Source organism: Acinetobacter sp. LoGeW2-3, assembly GCF_002688565.1.
GTDB lineage: Bacteria > Pseudomonadota > Gammaproteobacteria > Pseudomonadales > Moraxellaceae > Acinetobacter.
The window spans coordinates 820,973-838,728 of record NZ_CP024011.1 but is presented as its reverse complement, the minus strand read 5'-3'; the positions used below and the strand labels follow the sequence as shown (position 1 = coordinate 838,728).

Here is a 17,756-nt window from a genome sequence, read left to right as displayed (position 1 = left end):
AATTCATTTATAAGTTTTAAGAGGGGTAATATGATTTTTTCTCGCTTTACAAGTTTCGCAATTTTATCCGGTTCAATCAGCTTGAGCGCTGTTGCCGCACCCATGCCAAACAGCATTGTGGTGGATGACAAAGCAGTTGTTCCAGTATTGAAAACTGAAGTGCTACGCCGTGTAGAAGGGCAGAAGCCAATCCGTCATGTTGAAGCAACGATTCTGGAAATCACCAATAAAGGTAAAGACATCGTCGCTAAAGAAGTGGTATTTAATGACAGCCTAGGGCAATTCTCCGATAAAAAGCTATCAATTCCAGTGATTCAAAAAGGTGGGGTGATTGTTCCAACCTCTAAAATTGAATTGAATACCACACTGAAGCAGGATGGTGAAATCATCAAGCAGACTCGAACTATTGATGCTGAAGGGGTTGAATTTAAAAAAGACCAGGCAGATCCAGTAAAACGCACGCTAAAGTTGCAGCAAAATACCGGGGTTGATAAAGCCAGAGTCACTCATACTGTGATGACAGAGGATGGTGCGACTACCCGCGATTTGCTGGAAGTTAATACTGTTGAATAATTTAAAAAATATTCACTTTCATGTGCTCTTTACAAAATAGCGTCTGGGAGTTTCAAGATTTAACATCTTGTTATAATTTGCTCCTTAAATTCCGGTTACTCTTAAGTCAGAAACATCGAACAGGGAACTGGACAATGAAAAAGTTAATAGGCGTAATTGCAGCTGTGACTGTATCAACCTTTATGCTGGCAGGTTGTGAGAACATGTCGAGTCGTGATCAACGTATCGGTACTGCAGCCCTAGGTGGTGCAGTCGGTGGCGGTCTAGGTAGTAAAGTCGGCGGTGGTGTTGGTGCAGCAGTTGGCGGTGGTGCTGGTGCGGCAGTCGGTAGTAAAGCACAAGGCGGTTCAAACCGTAATGCGACCTACAGTGGTGTCGGCGGTGCAGTCGGTTCAGCTGTTGGTAAAAGCATCTTCGGCGGTACTGGCGGTGCAGCGATCGGTGGTGCCATTGGTGGCGGTGCTGGTGCAGCAATTGAACAAAATAACCGTCGCTAAGACTTCAGGTTAATCTCATATAAATATAAAAGCGCCTTAATTGGCGCTTTTATTTTGTCGATTCAATTTCTATTTATCTTTTGCTTTAAAGAGTGCCTTAGGCTTCTTACGGCGAATGTATACGGTCTTTTTTACTTCTGCGATACGGACACCTGAATCATCATAAATATCGACCTGATAATTCCGATACACAGGTGCATGATCAGTGGCCAGATTCATAATCGTATTGATTTCTTCAGCATCAATACGAATATCTGCATACACTGTCCCGCGGCCTGGAGAGAGGAATTGAATCGTAGCTTCTTTGTCCCAGACAATATATTTCGGTCCCAGATGATGCATGAGAAGCAGCATGTAAAAGGGATCGACCATTGAATACAGGCTGCCACCAAAATGTACGCCGACAACATTCTGGTTTTTACGAGTCAGTGGCATTTTCACGCGAATGTGATAATTGGCATAATCCAGTTCATCAATTTCAATACCCGCACCGCGATACGGTGCATAACGGTTTAAGATAAATTTGGTGATCAGGGGCAGGCTTTGAATTTTACGTAATAGGCTCATACTGACATTCTTTTTTCTTGTATAGCTATGCATACTAGAACAACAAAATTGCGATGGCATTGATAAATCATGCCGAGTTATAAAATAAACGGTCAATAAAAATAAAGGAAGGTCAGATGGAAACACAACCACAATGGGTGGCGACCAGTGATCAGCAGCGTCTAGCAGTAAGAACCTTTGGCGATATGACCAAGCCGGCTTTGGTTTTGGTACATGGTTATCCAGATCATCAGGAGGTCTGGAAAAATGTGATTTTGTATCTGAAACAGGATTATTTTATTGTCACTTATGACGTACGTAGTGCCGGAGACTCCTCTATTCCCAAATACGTCCGTGATTATCGTCTGGAGCGACTCAGCCTGGATCTGGAAGAAGTAGTGAATACGATTCTTCCCGGACAATCTTTTCATTTGGCAGCGCATGACTGGGGTTCAATCCAGTCTTGGGAGTCAGTGACCGATCCACGATTTGAAGGGCGCATTCTCTCCTTTACTACCATGTCAGGTCCTTGTCTGGATCATGTGGCATTCTGGATGAGAAATCAGTTTAAGCACAACAGATCAAGATTTTTTAAACAATTAAGCAAGTCCTGGTATATCGCGATGTTCCAGTTACCTTGGCTGGCACCAGCTGCATGGAATTTCTTCAATCCTGAGCGTTGGAGCCGAGTTATTCGAGAACTGGAAGGTAAGGAAGGGCTGCCACTGAATCAGAATATTGTTAAAGATGGAAAATATGGCGTTAGTCTGTATCGGGCGAATTTTATTCCACGATTGCTTAAACCTCGTGAACGCTATGCGATCTGTCCGGTACAGGCGATTGTGTTAAAACGCGATAATTTTGTCAGTCCACAATTGGTTGATGAAATGCCGAAGTGGGTGCAAACCTTCTCCAGAGTTGAGCTGGATGCCAATCACTGGGCGATCTTAAGTCAGCCACAAGCTATTGCGAACTATATTCGCGAATTTACCCAACTGCATACTTAAGCTGGGTATAAAGATGGATTTGGATGGATGAAAATGTAGAGGAATTTTTATTCGCATTTTCTGATAAAATACCTCCTTTTCTCTCATTCCCAATTCATTATGTTCGCAATTCTTGCTGCTGTCGGAGTCATGTTCGGACTCGCTCTGGCACGCGTACCCGTAGTATTTGCCCTCGTTATTGGTGCTGTTGTTGGTGGTTTGCTGGCAGGTCTAGGCCTACAGGGAACTTTAGATGCATTTAACAATGGCTTAGGTGGTGGCGCAAAAATTGCCTTGGCCTACGGTATTTTAGGTGCATTTGCCTTGGCATTGGCACGTTCAGGTCTACCTGACTTACTCGCCTATAAGATGATTAGTGCCTTAAAAGGTGAGGCCGATGTCAAAGCACAAAATCGTGTTAAATATGTGATTTTTGTAACTGTTGCCATTGCAGCGGTGTTCTCTCAAAACGTGATTCCTGTGCATATCGCGTTTATTCCAGTGCTGATTCCGCCTTTACTGATCATATTTAACCATTTGCAGTTAGACCGCCGTTTGGTGGCTTGTTTGCTGACCTTTGGTCTGGTTGCCACTTATATGCTGGTGCCTGTGGGTTTTGGTGCGATCTTCCTGAATGATATTCTGGGTCAGAACATCAATAACTTTGGTAAAGCTTATGGCTTCCAGATTAGCAATGACCAGATTCCTGGTGCCATGGCCATTCCTGTGTTTGGTATGTTTATCGGCTTGCTGGTTGCGATGTTCATCAGCTATCGCAAACCACGTGTTTATAAAGATATTCATGTTGAACAACAGCAAAGTATTTCTGCTGAGCTGGGTGTGGAACAACACGCAGGTCGACCTCAAATCGCCAAGTTCACTATCTGGATGGCAGCAATTGCAGTGGTTGCCACGCTGGCTGTGCAGCTGTATTCAGATTCGATGATTCTTGCGGGTCTAGTGGGCGTAGCAATTCTCAGCTGTGCCGGAATCTTTAAGTGGAAAGAAGCTGATGATGTAATCATTACCGGTATGCGTATGATGGCACTGGTTGGTTTCATCATGATCGCTGCGCAAGGTTTTGCGGCTGTAATTGATGCAACTAATCAGGTTCCAGCGCTGGTTCAGGCATCTGTAGACTGGATCGGACAAAGCAAGCCATTCGCTGCCTTCCTGATGCTTTTGATTGGTCTGTTGGTTACTTTAGGGATTGGTTCATCTTTCTCTACCGTGCCAATTCTGGCAATTATCTATGTGCCGATGTGTATTCAGTTTGGTTTTAGTCCTGAAGCGACGATTGCCATTATTGGTACCGCTGCAGCTCTAGGTGATGCGGGTTCTCCAGCATCAGACTCGACTTTGGGGCCTACATCTGGCCTGAATATGGATGGTCAACACGACCATATGAAGGACAGTGTGATTCCGACCTTTATCCATTACAACATTCCATTGCTGATTTTTGGCTGGATTGCGGCAATGGTGCTTTAAACTTTGTGAATTTCACTCATTTTAATTGAATTAATTTATATTAATTCCGACTTATTTACTTAGAATAAATAATAATTAAATCAGATTAACTTGGTTGGTATTATAAACCAACCAAGTTGGTCAGATTAAAATAAATATATAGTAATTACATATACTTAAATAATAATAATAATTTGATTTTATAATATCTATTGCATATTGATTTTAACCGCGTTTATTATTAATTAAGGTTTATTTTTCTTAATAATTATTCTTCCAATGGGGTATTTAAAATGTTAAAGCAAGTTACTCTAATTGCATTAATGGGTCTTTCAGCATCTGCGATGGCAGGTGATTGGCAAGTTAAAGTTGGTGCATCAGCATTGGCACCACAAAATGATGACAATGGCACATTGAATGTACCTTTGGCAGCAGGTGGTTCAGCTGCATTAAAAGCAGATGTGAGTAACGAAGTTAACTTCACACCTTCAGTAGAATATTTCTTTGCGAATTCACCAATTTCAGTAGAGTTATTGCTCGCATTACCTTTTGATCATGATGTAAACATTGGTACGATTGAAAATGCTGCATCTTTCAAACATTTACCTCCTACCATTACAGCAAAGTATAATTTTAAAAATTCAACTCGTTTTACTCCATACGTAGGTGTGGGCGCGACTGTAGTTGTACCTTGGGATGAAGAATTATCTCAAACAACTAAAACAGTAACAGGTGCTGAAAAGTTAGACGCTGATGTAGCTTATGGTGTCGCAGGACAAGTTGGTTTTAACTTCCAACCTGCTGATGCTAAAAACTGGGGTGTATTTGTAGATGTTCGTTATGCAGATGTGAAAACTGAATTAACAGCAAAAAACCCTGATGGTACTAAAGTAAGTTTAGGTGATCTCGAAGTAAATCCTTGGGTTTATACTCTTGGTTATAGCTACAAATTCTAAGTTTTAGAGTTATCCAAAAGCCTTATCTACGGATAGGGCTTTTTTTTGCAAAATAACAACGATTTATAACGTGATTTAATTGAGCAGATTCGCCCTGTTCAAATATATTGAATGGAATAAAGTTAAAGATAATCTGAATACAATAAAGAGAATAGGAAGATCAACAATGAAGTGGTTGCTTAGAAGTGGATTGATCTTCTTTGTGGTCTGGACGATCCAAAGCCATGCCGCAAGTTTTGACTGCCAAAAAGCCCAGTCACAGACGGAGAAAGCGATCTGCCAGCATCGTGTACTGAATGACGCCGATGTCAAAATGGCCACTAGCTATAATATTATCCGTCATCTTGTGCCGATGGGGACACGCTCGGTCATTCAACGGGATCAGATCAAGTGGTTACAGTTTCGAGATCAATGTCAGGAGTCAGTCGACTGCCTGATGCAGGTGTATAAAATGCGTCAGCAGCAGATTGACTTGCAATTTGACCGGGTTTATCGTCAAGGACCATTTTAAATGGTGAATTTTTTTGCATGAAAATCGCTAGATACTATTGAAAATTAAACAACTCACTCCATTCATATAGGCATCAGCTTAAGTCTGTTTCCAAGAATGAAAGGGGTGAAGAATGAGCGAGTCAAACGCACAAAAGCATAGTTTCCAGGCCGAGGTGGCGCAGTTACTGCACCTCGTGACACATTCGCTATACTCAAACCCTGAAATTTTCCTGCGTGAACTGATTTCAAATGCTTCAGATGCATGTGATAAGTTACGCTTTGAAGGGATCAATCATCCTGAATATTATGAAAATGAACCTGACCTGCGTGTACGGGTCAGCCTCGATCAAGATAATAAAACCATTACTATTTCTGACAATGGCATTGGCTTAAGCCAGCAAGAAGCCATTGATAATCTGGGGACGATTGCCAAATCGGGTACCAAAGACTTTATGTCGAAGCTGACAGGAGATCAAAAAGCCGATGCTCAGTTGATCGGTCAGTTCGGTGTAGGTTTCTATTCAGGCTTTATTGTCGCTGACAAGATCACCGTAGAATCTCGTCGTGCAGGTACAGATAAGTCTGAAGGGGTACGCTGGATCAGCGGTGGTACAGGTGATTTCGAAGTTGAACAGATCACTAAGGAAGGCCGTGGTACAGACATCATCCTGCATTTGCGTGAAGATGCTCTAGACTATCTGCAAAGCTATAAAGTGAAGCAGATCATCAACAAATATTCTGACCATATCAGCCTGCCAATCCAGATGCAGAAAGAAGTCTGGCAGGAAGAAGAAGCTGCCGAAGGTGAAACGCCAAAAGGTGGTCAATATGTGAAGACCGATGAATGGGAAGCGATCAACTCTGCAAGTGCTTTATGGACTCGTAGCAAGTCTGAGATTACTGAAGAACAATATGTCGAGTTTTATAAAAACCTGACCCATGACTTTGCTGCACCACTAGCATGGGCGCACAACCGTGTTGAAGGTAGCACTGAATATACCCAACTGCTGTATGTACCAAGCAAAGCATCACAGGATATTTTCACTCGCGATGCTAAGGCCGGGATCAAGCTGTATGTGAAACGCGTCTTCATTATGGATGATGCAGATAACCTGATTCCAAACTATCTGCGTTTTGTACAGGGTGTAGTGGACAGTGCGGATCTACCTCTGAATGTGAGCCGAGAACTGCTGCAAGAAAGCCGTGATGTAAAAACCATCCGTGAAGGTAATACCCGTCGTATCCTGACCATGCTGGATAATCTGGCCAAGTCTGAAGATGAAAAAGATCAGGAAAATTTCAAAACTTTCTACCGTGAATTTGGCGCTGTGCTGAAAGAAGGTTTGGGTGAAGATTTTAGTAATCGTGAACGTATCCTGAAATTACTGCGTTATGCGACATCAACTAATGATGAAGTCAGCACTTCATTGGCAGACTATAAAGCGCGCATGAAGGAAGGTCAGAAAGCCATTTACTATGTGACTGCTGAAAGCCTAAATGCTGCGAAAAACTCCCCTCAATTGGAAGTTTTCAAGAAAAAAGGCATTGAAGTTCTGCTGATGTCTGAACGCGTCGATGAATGGGCGATGAATTTCGTACATGAGTTCGACGGTACGCCGTTGCAAAACGTATCTAAAGGTGCAGTCGACCTTGGTGATCTGCAAGATGCTGAAGAGAAGAAAGCGCTCGAAGCCGCTGCTGAACAGTTCAAGCCTGTGGTCGATAAGCTTGCGGGTTCATTGAAGGATAAAACCAAGGAGGTGCGTGTAACAACTCGTCTGGTGGATTCACCAGCTTGTCTAGTGACTGGAGAAGGCGAATTGTCTCCACAACTGATTCGTATGCTGAAAGATGCGGGTCAGCCTGTACCAGATATGAAGCCCATTTTAGAGATCAACCCTGAACATCCACTGGTGAAAAAACTGGAAGGCTCTGCTCAGTTTGATGATCTGGCCAATGTGATCTTTGATCAGGCAGTAATTGCTGAAGGTAGTTTACCAGAGAATCCAGCTGAGTATGTAAAGCGTATTAACAGTCTGTTATTAGCTTAATTTTCAGAGTTAGAAAAACCCTTCTTTTAGAAGGGTTTTTTTATGACTATTCACTGGAATTTTCTGAATATAAAAGCATTTTAATCTGGAAAACCCATCATCAAAATAAGAAAATACAGCAAAGTATTTCATTTGTTAAACAGATAATAGTATATAAAATAATTTATAATAACGATTATTGAGTGAATAGAGATATAGCTCATGAAATCTGTAATTTTAATGAGTTTGATGACGGCCATACTCATGTCAATGAGTCAGTTGACTATGGCGAATTCTGGTGCTGAAAAAGTGGTGCGTACTGATCGTATAAGTTTCTATAAACCAATGAAAATGGAAGCTCAACAGGTTGAACGTATACAACGTACCGATCGTGTAGTGTTTAATAAAGCCACCTTGGATCAGCCATCCGTGCAATCTAAACGTGTAGTGCGAACAGATCGTATTGTATTTAGAAAAATTTGATCAATGAAGAGTTTATTGGATTAAAAAAGCCCATCTGACATGGGCTTTTTGTATATTTGGAACGACAAAGTTTAGAAAATGGCTTCTAAGCGGACTGCAGCACCGAGGTAATGGCTTCGATCTTCACGATGGTCATTCAAATAATTAACGTCCGTCTGTATAAAGAACCATTCCCGAAGAAAAGGCTGGCGCCAGGAAACATAAGGTCCCCATGTATTCAGACGTAGATCGCTATCGTTCATATAACCACCGGTATAAAGGCCATAGCTGAAACGATGTGCATTAAAGAACTGGTGCTGTCTGAAGCTATAATTATCCCAGCGCAGATCATCATCCTGCTCATCCGCATAGGTCAGGCTAAACTGGTTAGAGAGAAATGGCTCATTAGGACGAGCGTGCGTTAATTCCAGGTTGGTTCGCAGATAATTTTCACTATCAATGCCATAACGATAAATCTGTTCAGCATGGAAAGAGAAATCATTATGTAGTTCCCAATCTCGACCTGCTTTCAAACGGACATAGATGTCATCACCAGAACGTACACCTAGATCCAGATCCGTTTCAAAAGGGAGTTTTTTAGAAAGTTCAGACCAACGTAGTGCGAGTGAGCTGTTATTTTCCCGTGTCCGGCTACGATCCAGTCGTCTGTCCGGTGCATTACCGGGATTCTCATTGGTGATTGCGACATTGTCATTCAATTCATTGTCGAGGCTGTCATCACCAAAAACCAAACTGAGTTTACGTTCTAGGGTAGGGAGCTTAATTCTGCCACGAATACGTGGTTTAACTTCATATTCATCATATTTATTCCAGCTATTATCTACAATCACTCTAAGTGTCGCACGTGCAGGTTCATCTTTATCTGGCTCACCAAACCAGTTGTCAATTTTATTTGCAGTACGGTCAGCCCAGTGACGAACGCCCTTTTGTTTCCGGTCTACCCAGGTGCTTTCCTCAGTCTCATTTGTGCTGGGAACGATGGGTTCACTAGACTGTTCTGGTAGAAAGGTGGGCGTGCTATCTATTAATCGCGGAATATAGTCAAGGAAGCTAAAACCATTGGCAGGCTCCGTTTCCTGATGATCAGCTTCGGCTGTTTGAGTGGTATCAGAAGATTGTTCAAGCCCAGCCCAAAGTATTGGGCTCACACTTGTCAAACTGACCAATAAGAGAGATGCGGGCAAAATCCTGCTTTTTTTCATAGGGCTATTCTTGCTCTTTTTCTTTATATTTCAAAGATAAGTTTGCAGAATTGCATCCTATAAAAGCAATAAGAGCTACAAAATTACATCAATTTATCTAAAGCTTTATCCAAGATGGCTGCATAAAGACCTTCTACTGCAACAGGTTCTTTAAAATCCATAAGGATCTGGTGAATCAGCTGCCAATTAATTTGCTGGTCACGTTTTAGAATTAGGCAAGGATACATCTGTTCGGTGGAGGAAAGCTTGAGACGTTGTTCCCCATGAATGACACGTAACTTTTGACGTTCCTGTAGCAATAGGAGGGGAATATTGAAATTTGCTTCCTGCTCATCAAACACAATAAATTTTTGGGTTGTAATCTGGCGCAGAGGAATAAATGGACAATAATCTTCTCGTTGCCATATGAATCGAGCTTGCTCGGAATAAGTCTGGTAGAGCGAATCAAGCTGCAAAAAATTAGTACCTAATTCAGTAATGCTCATCGTTTTAATCGCAACAATACGACCATTCTCTTGTTGTCCCCAGAGCTGCATTAATTGGATCGCTTGCTGCCACTCAGTTACTCCTAATAACATGCAATAGTGGCTAAAGCGTCCCGAGCGATCTACTTGCTCAGCCAGATAAACTGGTTGCGAGGTCCAGTCTATATCTTTCTGATAATGCCAAGCCATCTTAATGTGTTGCATAGATGACTCAGGGGCCAGGCTCAATTCAAAGAGATTATGATGACGCGCTTCGGCAAAGCTAAATTCAGAAACCTGGAATGATAAATTTTGAAACTCTAGCGCAGCTGGAATATCGGATGTGGCTACGATTTCCTCATTCTCTATTTGTGGCTTTTCTGGCTCTGAATTAACTGGATCTAATTGTGCTGGAGGCGTTACTGTCTGAAGCTCAGTTTCAAATTTCTGTTGAACTGGCAAAACTTGAGTATTCGCCCAAATCTCATGTTTGGAGATATAAGTATTGATTGATGGCGCAGGAAGCTTTTCCTCGACCATTTCTAAAGAGAGTGTCGCTGCGGCAGTTTGTAATTCATGATCACTTTTTAAACATGAAGAAAGCTGCTGCTGGTGTAACAGCCAATTAAAACTCTGTTCTATATCAAAGTTCCATTCACTAATGAGTGCAGTACGCTGAGGTGCTGGGATCAACCAGATTTGCCAGCCACGTTGAGGGTCATGCAAGAAAGCCCAGCCTGAGAGCGGGTGGGCATACAGTGCTTCTTTCAGATTGTCTTCATTCAGAAAAAAACCACGGTAGCTATGGTAATAATGGGTTTCTCGCGCAAATTCCTGGGCAGCAATTTCCGGTTGAATGCGGGTTTTGAATGCTAAAAGCTGTTTTTTGAAAATAGGTTCATTGCACTGCTGGAAAATTTCCTGCACACGTTTTTTAGAGCGAGCTACTTCATATAAGCTGAGGCTGCGATGATCCAGATCATGTCCTAATTCATATAGTTCTTTAATCAGATGTACTTTTTCAAGGGCATTCATCATGGTCATCTATTTATAAATATTTAAGTGCTTTATCCAGGCTTTTGGCCAGAATGATATTGGCAGCCAGTTCAATCAGTTTATATTCAGTTGTATTCGGATCGGTATAGCGTTCGGCCATCTGCAATAGATGATCAATAGGAATCGCCTGTGGAGAAATTTTACCTTGTACCAAAGCTTGCAATTCATTCATAGCAAAACTTAATGCATATAAAAAATGATCATTTTTTGATTATATGGAGGAAAAATAAAAAATGTTATTTTTTATCAATTATTTTCTAGAAATATAGCGCGATAAAATTTGGAACAGTGCTAAAGATCACATAGGTGAAAATTAATCAGAATATTTATATAAGTGAAATCAGATCTAACTCTGATGAATCACTTTCTATTGTATTGCTGCCGCTAAATAAAAAACAGGCTGAGATATTCAGCCTGTTTTTAGGAGAGAAATTAAAAGCTTAAGCTGCTTTTACAGTTTCAGCAGTATCTGCTGCCGCAACAGTTTCTACTACAGCAGATTTGTTTACTGGAAAGTCAGGTGTGTAGACAATCTGAGCAGTTGCAGTTACTGAAAGAGCCATTACAGTTGCAGCCAAAACAAATTTAATAGCGTTCATAACATGACCTTTTTAAGCTGATGTTCAACAAATTGAACAGGGAGAAAGTGGAACCTTGTTTACGTGAAAATGATAGCAAAGCAACGTTATTAAAAAATGATCGATTCGGCAATTTCTAAAAAAATCATAAGATTTTAGTTATAAAAAACAATTAATTAGAACTTTTGCTCTAATTGTTAGAGTGCTTATTTTCTTCGAGCTTATTTAAAAAATAAGAATTTAAAGGAGAATAAGGAGTTTTATATAAAAGATTTAAGAAGATATGACGAGCTTATTATTTTGAGATAAAAACTGTATTGTAAAACGCATGTAAGGATTTGCTGTCAGTTGTTTAAGGAACTCTTGCTCAAAATTTAAATCCACTATGATGATGCTTCGCTCACAATAAAAAGAGAGTTTCATCATGGCAATCGCAAAAGTTGTTGAAGTCAATTCAAGCAGTAATATGAGCTTTGAGGACGCGATTCAGTCTGGAATTGCTAAGGTCACAGAAACCGTCAAGAATGTTCAGGGTGCCTGGATTAATGAACAAAAAGTTGTCATCAAAGACAATAAAATCACTGAATATCGGGTCAATCTTAAAATCAGTTTTCTGGTTGAATAAATATAGAATAAAAAAATCCCCATTTCAAATGGGGATTTTTTTATGTGCTTTATCTTATTCAGATTTAGGTAAATCGCATTGATCATCCGTACACTGTTCTGCAGCAACCGGTGTTGGCTCTAGTGCTTTTTCGAGTACCTGTACGAAAACTTCCTTCGGTTGGGCACCTGCCAAGGCAATACGCTGGTCAAATACGAAGAACGGTACGCCTGTCACTTTCAGTTGGTCACGTGCAATTTCCTGATCGAATTTAACGAAATCAGCATATTCTTCTGAATTCAACACATCGTCGACTTCAACTGGATTTAAGCCAATACGTGCTGCTACGTCTTCCAATGTTTCACGTTCACCAATAGCAAGACCTTGAGTCATATAACTATAGAAAAAAGCTTCCTCAGCTTCGTTACCTAGGCCTTTGCTCTGAGCAAGATGGATAATACGGTGAGCATTAAAAGTATTGCCGGAATTGGCACCTTCCCAATTAAACTCAATACCTTCTGCCTTGGCCATCTCAGCAATATTACGCTGCATCTCTTCGACTTCAGCCACAGTGCGGCCATATTTCTGCGCAAGTCGTTCAGAGTTAGAAATTTCCTGACGTACTGGCGCTTCTGGATCAAGCTGGAAGCTATGCCAATGAACTTCAAGTTCTACACCTGCCTGTTCAGCAGCAGCTTCTAAACGTTTTTTACCGATATAACAAAAAGGGCAGACCACATCTGACCAGATATCTACGCGCATGAAATTTCCTAAATATTTCTGTTAAAAGAAGTATGAGGGCATATAGCCAGAATTTAAAGGCTGATTAGGCTGAAAGAACCAAGTATAAGATTGAAGGATTTAAAATATTAAAAGTTCTTTTATTACCTAAGTTGACTTTAGTTATTCGTCTGAATATTCATGTTTTTTGTGAAATAGTTCAATGAATGGGATATTTCTGTTGGAAATATTTCATAAAATAAAGATAAGTGGTTGATATTTATGTACATAAATATGATATTTTGATATTGCTAAAATTCAGGAGGCAGTGCTATGAATAGGGCTTGTATGCTTACATTCACTATATTAATGGCAGGGATTGAGCCTCCAGCAATGGCAAATCTATTTGATTCATCAAGTTTGCGAAACTTGGATGACGATTTACTTGCGCTGGTATCTGGACAGGGTGGTCTATTTCTTACGGCTACAGATGTAGACCGAATCGAGAGTTCGCAAACAATTGCAATGTTGAATCAATTGGGTGCTGAGAAAATAACAGATGGTTTGAGTAAGCTTAATAGCTTATTTCAGCTGAATGAAAAAGGACAGTTAACCTTACAGATCAATCAGGATGTGGTTTCGATAGGAGTAATTGAATGTTCTCTTAACATTCGGGGACTTTCAGATCTAGGAAACTCTTTAACTGAGCAAATAAAATTTCATTGATAGATCACTAAAAAAAACGCCCCGAAGGGCGTTTCTTTATAAGCTCAATTATGCAGATTTTGCTTCTTTTACAGAAGTTAGCATAGAACCAGTTTCTTCAAAGTTTGCATGCCAGCTCAATGCTTCATTTAGAAGATGAGGTGTCTGACCACCACGTACACATGCACGGTCAAAGTAGTCATTCAATGCATCTTTGTACATTGGGTGTACACAGTTGTCGATAATGGCACGAGCACGTTCACGCGGCGCCAAACCACGAAGATCTGCTAAACCTTGTTCAGTCACAAGAACGTCTACGTCATGGCCAGTATGGTCAACGTGAGATGCCATTGGAACGACAGATGAGATGTCACCACCTTTAGCAATTGACTTGGTCACAAAGATCGCAATGTGTGCATTACGTGCAAAGTCACCTGAACCACCGATACCGTTCATCATTTTGCTACCACATACGTGAGTAGAGTTCACATTACCGTAGATGTCGAACTCAAGCGCAGTGTTGATACCAATGATACCTAAACGACGAACCAGTTCAGGGTGGTTAGAAATTTCCTGTGGACGTAATACAAGTTTGTCTTTGTATTGCTCAAGGTTGTTAAATACTTTCTCGCCATATTTTGCAGAAAGAGTAATTGATGAACCTGAAGCAAATTTCATTTTGCCCGCATCGATCAATTCGAAAGTACAGTCTTGCAGTACTTCTGAGTACATGATCAAGTCTTCAAAATTAGATTCTTTCAAACCAGTTAATACTGCGTTGGCAATTGAACCAATACCTGCTTGAAGCGGGCCAAGGTTTTTCGGTAAACGGTCTGCAGCTACTTCTTTTTCGAAGAAAGCAATCAGATGGTTTGCAATAGATTGAGTCTCATCATCCGGAGCAGTTACTGTAGATGGAGAGTCATGATATTCATTGTTAAATACAATACCGACAATTTTCGCTGGATCAATATTGATCGCATGCGTACCGATACGCTCATCCACTTTAGTCAACGGAATCGCTTGACGTGTTGGACGATAAGTCGGGATGTAGATATCGTGTAAGCCTTCGAATGCTGGGCTTAAGTTAGTATTGATTTCTACAATCACTTTTTCTGCAAAAATCGCAAAGCTTGCAGAGTTACCTACTGAAGTTGTAGGAATGATGCCGCCGTCTTCAGTAATCGCAACCGCTTCAATCACTGCTACATCTGGTTTTTTCAGTTGCTGGTTACGCATTTGTTCAACAGTTTCAGACAAATGTTGATCGATGAACATTACTTCACCCTTGTTGATTGCTTTACGCAGGGTATTGTCCACCTGGAATGGCAAACGACGTGCCAATACACCAGCTTCTGTTAATTGCTTGTCTAGATCATTACCCAGAGAAGCACCAGTGATAAGAGTAATCTTTAATGGGTTCGCCTTTGCCTGCTGTACCAGAGCCAGTGGAACCGCTTTTGCTTCACCTGCACGAGTGAAGCCACTCATACCTACAGTCATGCCATCTTCGATGAACTGAGCTGCCTGTTCTGCGCTCATTACCTTATTGTGTAGGGATGCTAAACGGATACGGTCTAAAGACATTTGAACTCTCTTAAATTCCTGAATACTGATACGGATTGTACCGATCAAAAAAAGTATTTTGCATAGGTGTTAGGCTAAGGTCTAATTTTTTAGCCAAATAGTGGTATAAAAATGAATGATGATTTTTAACATATTGATTAATATATTATTTATATAAATAGTAAATTAATTCTCAGAAATCAAATGTGTAAATATTAAGCTATTCTTAAAAATGATCGATCAGGGATTTACGGATTTTGTCCAAAGTGGTCGGGGTAGCAGCCTGTTCCGGTTCTGCATGATGAATGGGTAGGGAAATGATAGCTTCCAAGCCACCTTCAGGTCGATTATGAATGTATAGTTCACCAGAATGAATATCGACAATCCGTTTCACAATCGCCAGACCTAGACCACTCCCTTGCACCGTACGGGCGGAATTTCCACGAACAAAAGGCTGCATCAGGTCTTCAATTTGGTCTTCTGGAATGCCTTCACCATGGTCGGCCACTTTGATTAACAGTCGATCCTGTTCAATCTGAGCAGAGAGTTCAACGGGTTCTGCGCCATAGCGTTTTGAATTATTAATTAAGTTACCAATCAATCGCTTAAGTGACATACTACGTGCTTGGATTAGTGGTAATTCTTGAGGGGTAAACCGGATATCCAGTGGCTTAAACTGGGTCACCAGCTCCTGTAGTAGCGTATTAACATTGGTTTCCTGAGGTTCTTCATCGGAACCATCACGCATAAAGGAAATAAACTGATTCAGGATTGCATCCATATCCTCGACGTCATAAATCAGACCTTCTTTCAGGAAATCCTCATCCGGCATCATCTCGGCACTCAGGCGGATACGGGTCAAAGGCGTACGTAAATCATGTGAAATCCCTGCCAGCATGATCCGGCGTTCACGCTCGGCCTGTTCCAAGGTGTAAATCATATGATTAAAAGCATGGTTCACTTGACGGATTTCAAGCGGGCCATGATTGGTATCTAAATAGGGTGCAGAACCTGTTGTACTATAGCTATTCGCGGCATTCTGTAAACGACGTAGCGGACGATTCAGCTGACGCACTAAAGTCAAAATGATAATACCAGCAATTAGCGGGGTGCCAAGCAGCCAGGCAAAGATCAGTTCAGGACTATAGTTGGCATAAGTTTTTAATGGTTCCCGAACCCAATTGCCATTCATTTCTGGTGTCTGAATCCAGATGCGTGGGCTAGGTTTGAACTGGAAATATACAGTTGCCTGATCTATGCGAAGTTCTTTAGCCAGCTTCTCTTCAATTTTGTTGGTAAAGAATTCAGCAACCACTTTTTCACGAATATTTGGATACTGTTTAGGATCGGTAATGTATTCAATGCCGATACGGTTTTTGAAATAGGTATCAATATCTACTTCCTGATCATGGTGATACATGCGCAGGCTAGGATTATTCAGAATTTCCAGTTCAACAGCAAGATAACGGGCATGCTGCTGAATTTCTGGTAAGTAGAGCGTTCGCCAGAAGAACCAGATCGACATGAATAGGCTGAATAAGACCACAAACACCACAAGTACCGCAGTTCGCATCGCAGCAGAACGTGGCTTGATTTTGTCGAGGAAACGTTCCATATGGGTACGCTTTTTCTCTGAATAGTGGACAAAATCGGTAAATTCTTGTGGGTCGATGGGGTCGAGTTTCACACCAGCATCCTGTAGGCGCATTTGAGGTAAGCAGTATTGTTTTTGGCGGAGTCTTACTGCGTGTACCTTCGATGGAAGGAGTTCGTTATGTTACTTTTTTCAAAAAAAGTAACCAAAAAATTTTGCCATTCGCTGAACTCGCGAAGTTCCATACGAGCCTGTGATTCAGGTTTGGCTCAGACAGCAGCGAATGGCGTTAAGAGACGACTATTGTAGTGATCATTGTCTCATTGAGGTGGGTTTTATTCAGCACCATCTGGAACAAAGACATAACCCACACCCCATACGGTTTGGATATAACGTGCACGAGCCGGGTTTTCTTCTACCAGACGACGCAGGCGAGACACCTGAACATCAATTGAGCGTTCCATTGCACCCCATTCACGGCCACGTGCCAAATTCATTAATTTGTCGCGAGTCAGTGGTTCACGCGGGTGTTGTACCAAGGCTTTCAATACAGCGAATTCACCCGTTGTCAGTGTTACCACTTGTCCCTCACGTGTCAATGTGCGGGTAGACAGATCCAATGACCATGGACCAAATGAAACTACCTCCATTTGCTGGCTTGGCGCACCTGGCACTTCACGCACCTGACGACGCAGTACCGCACGGATTCGCGCTAACAATTCATTCGGGTTGAATGGCTTAGGCAGGTAATCATCTGCACCGGCTTCAAGTCCAGCAATACGATCTGAATCACTGCCACGCGCAGTGAGCATAATAATTGGTGTATCGATATTGGACTGGCGTAAACGACGACAGATACTCAGGCCATCCTCAACAGGGAGCATAAAGTCGAGCACGATCAGAGAAAACAGTTCTCGCTGCAGCAATCGGTCCATTTGAGTGGCATCATGCGCAGTTTTGACTACAAAGCCCTTATCTTCTAAAAAGCGTTGTAGCAAAGTACGTAGACGGACATCGTCATCGACAACCAGAATGCGTTCTACCCGATCGGTTTCGGTATGTACTGCATCGGGTTTTTCAGCGGGTACAACTAAACTCATAAGGTGCTCCTTTATTCTTTATTGTCGTCTTAAACAAAAATTAAGTGATGTCTTGAGTATACGATTCATTTATAACGATTGACTATGCTCTAAAGCAACAAAAATCGCAGTTAAAATCAAGGGATGGATACCAAATA

At 41.5% G+C, this 17,756-nt stretch carries 19 protein-coding genes; 10 read left to right on the top strand and 9 right to left on the bottom strand.

What is annotated here, in order from left to right; all coding sequences use genetic code 11:
- Nucleotides 1-30: 30 nt before the first annotated feature.
- Nucleotides 31-573, top strand: coding sequence for a hypothetical protein (locus tag BS636_RS04035; RefSeq protein WP_099337626.1), 543 nt, complete (start codon nt 31-33; stop codon nt 571-573).
- A 134-nt stretch (nt 574-707) separates the two neighbouring features.
- Complete coding sequence (locus BS636_RS04030) at nt 708-1,070, top strand: DNA transfer protein p32 (protein WP_099337625.1); 363 nt, start codon at nt 708-710, stop codon at nt 1,068-1,070.
- Nucleotides 1,071-1,139: 69 nt separating this feature from the next.
- Here BS636_RS04030 and BS636_RS04025 read toward each other — a convergent pair whose 3' ends face one another.
- Nucleotides 1,140-1,637, bottom strand: coding sequence for a DUF4442 domain-containing protein (locus BS636_RS04025; RefSeq protein ID WP_213064233.1), 498 nt, complete (start codon nt 1,635-1,637; stop codon nt 1,140-1,142).
- Nucleotides 1,638-1,753: 116 nt separating this feature from the next.
- On the opposite strand from BS636_RS04025, the gene BS636_RS04020 reads away from it, so the two are divergent.
- The 6 genes from BS636_RS04020 to BS636_RS03995 all read left to right on the top strand — a co-directional run bounded on the left by BS636_RS04020 (nt 1,754) and on the right by BS636_RS03995 (nt 8,030).
- Nucleotides 1,754-2,623, top strand: a complete 870-nt coding sequence (locus BS636_RS04020) for an alpha/beta fold hydrolase (RefSeq protein WP_099337623.1) — start codon at nt 1,754-1,756, stop codon at nt 2,621-2,623.
- Nucleotides 2,624-2,722: 99 nt separating this feature from the next.
- A complete protein-coding gene (locus BS636_RS04015) occupies nt 2,723-4,090 on the top strand; it encodes a Na+/H+ antiporter family protein (RefSeq protein WP_099337622.1) in 1,368 nt (455 codons plus the stop codon).
- Between the two features lie 272 nt (nt 4,091-4,362).
- Entirely contained in the window at nt 4,363-5,025 is a 663-nt protein-coding gene (locus BS636_RS04010; protein ID WP_099337621.1) for an OmpW/AlkL family protein, read from the top strand.
- Between the two features lie 166 nt (nt 5,026-5,191).
- On the top strand, nt 5,192-5,536 hold the full coding sequence (locus tag BS636_RS04005; RefSeq protein ID WP_099337620.1) for a lysozyme inhibitor LprI family protein: 345 nt from the start codon (nt 5,192-5,194) through the stop codon (nt 5,534-5,536).
- A 112-nt stretch (nt 5,537-5,648) separates the two neighbouring features.
- On the top strand, nt 5,649-7,568 hold the full coding sequence (gene htpG, locus BS636_RS04000) for a molecular chaperone HtpG (RefSeq protein WP_099337619.1): 1,920 nt from the start codon (nt 5,649-5,651) through the stop codon (nt 7,566-7,568).
- A gap of 201 nt (nt 7,569-7,769) precedes the next feature.
- A complete protein-coding gene (locus BS636_RS03995) occupies nt 7,770-8,030 on the top strand; it encodes a hypothetical protein (RefSeq protein WP_099337618.1) in 261 nt (86 codons plus the stop codon).
- Between the two features lie 71 nt (nt 8,031-8,101).
- Here the strand turns inward: BS636_RS03995 and BS636_RS03990 are convergent, their stop codons facing one another.
- From BS636_RS03990 to BS636_RS16265, 4 genes are all read right to left on the bottom strand, one after another.
- Nucleotides 8,102-9,232 (bottom strand): hypothetical protein, encoded by a 1,131-nt coding sequence (locus tag BS636_RS03990; protein ID WP_099337617.1) that lies wholly within the window; start codon nt 9,230-9,232, stop codon nt 8,102-8,104.
- Nucleotides 9,233-9,315: 83 nt separating this feature from the next.
- A complete protein-coding gene (locus BS636_RS03985; RefSeq protein WP_228206929.1) occupies nt 9,316-10,734 on the bottom strand; it encodes a hypothetical protein in 1,419 nt (472 codons plus the stop codon).
- A 10-nt stretch (nt 10,735-10,744) separates the two neighbouring features.
- On the bottom strand, nt 10,745-10,924 hold the full coding sequence (locus BS636_RS03980; protein WP_099337616.1) for a hypothetical protein: 180 nt from the start codon (nt 10,922-10,924) through the stop codon (nt 10,745-10,747).
- Nucleotides 10,925-11,192: 268 nt separating this feature from the next.
- A complete protein-coding gene (locus BS636_RS16265) occupies nt 11,193-11,351 on the bottom strand; it encodes a hypothetical protein (protein WP_171265980.1) in 159 nt (52 codons plus the stop codon).
- 403 nt (nt 11,352-11,754) lie between these two features.
- Here BS636_RS16265 and BS636_RS03975 point away from each other — a divergent pair, with 403 nt between their 5' ends.
- Entirely contained in the window at nt 11,755-11,955 is a 201-nt protein-coding gene (locus BS636_RS03975) for a dodecin family protein (RefSeq protein ID WP_099337615.1), read from the top strand.
- Between the two features lie 54 nt (nt 11,956-12,009).
- Here BS636_RS03975 and BS636_RS03970 read toward each other — a convergent pair whose 3' ends face one another.
- The gene (locus BS636_RS03970) at nt 12,010-12,696 is read right to left on the bottom strand and encodes a DsbA family oxidoreductase (RefSeq protein ID WP_099337614.1); all 687 of its coding nucleotides are present in this window, start codon (nt 12,694-12,696) and stop codon (nt 12,010-12,012) included.
- Between the two features lie 306 nt (nt 12,697-13,002).
- On the opposite strand from BS636_RS03970, the gene BS636_RS03965 reads away from it, so the two are divergent.
- Nucleotides 13,003-13,380 carry a hypothetical protein gene (locus BS636_RS03965; protein ID WP_228206928.1) on the top strand — a complete coding sequence of 126 codons (378 nt, stop codon included), beginning with the start codon at nt 13,003-13,005 and terminating at the stop codon, nt 13,378-13,380.
- A gap of 48 nt (nt 13,381-13,428) precedes the next feature.
- Here BS636_RS03965 and BS636_RS03960 read toward each other — a convergent pair whose 3' ends face one another.
- From BS636_RS03960 to ompR, 3 genes are all read right to left on the bottom strand, one after another.
- Nucleotides 13,429-14,946: an acetyl-CoA hydrolase/transferase family protein gene (locus tag BS636_RS03960; RefSeq protein WP_099337612.1), complete on the bottom strand. Its 1,518-nt coding sequence runs from the start codon at nt 14,944-14,946 to the stop codon at nt 13,429-13,431.
- 205 nt (nt 14,947-15,151) lie between these two features.
- The gene (locus tag BS636_RS03955) at nt 15,152-16,612 is read right to left on the bottom strand and encodes an ATP-binding protein (protein ID WP_099339594.1); all 1,461 of its coding nucleotides are present in this window, start codon (nt 16,610-16,612) and stop codon (nt 15,152-15,154) included.
- 242 nt (nt 16,613-16,854) lie between these two features.
- The gene (gene ompR / locus BS636_RS03950; protein ID WP_099337611.1) at nt 16,855-17,619 is read right to left on the bottom strand and encodes a two-component system response regulator OmpR; all 765 of its coding nucleotides are present in this window, start codon (nt 17,617-17,619) and stop codon (nt 16,855-16,857) included.
- Nucleotides 17,620-17,756 lie beyond the last annotated feature (137 nt).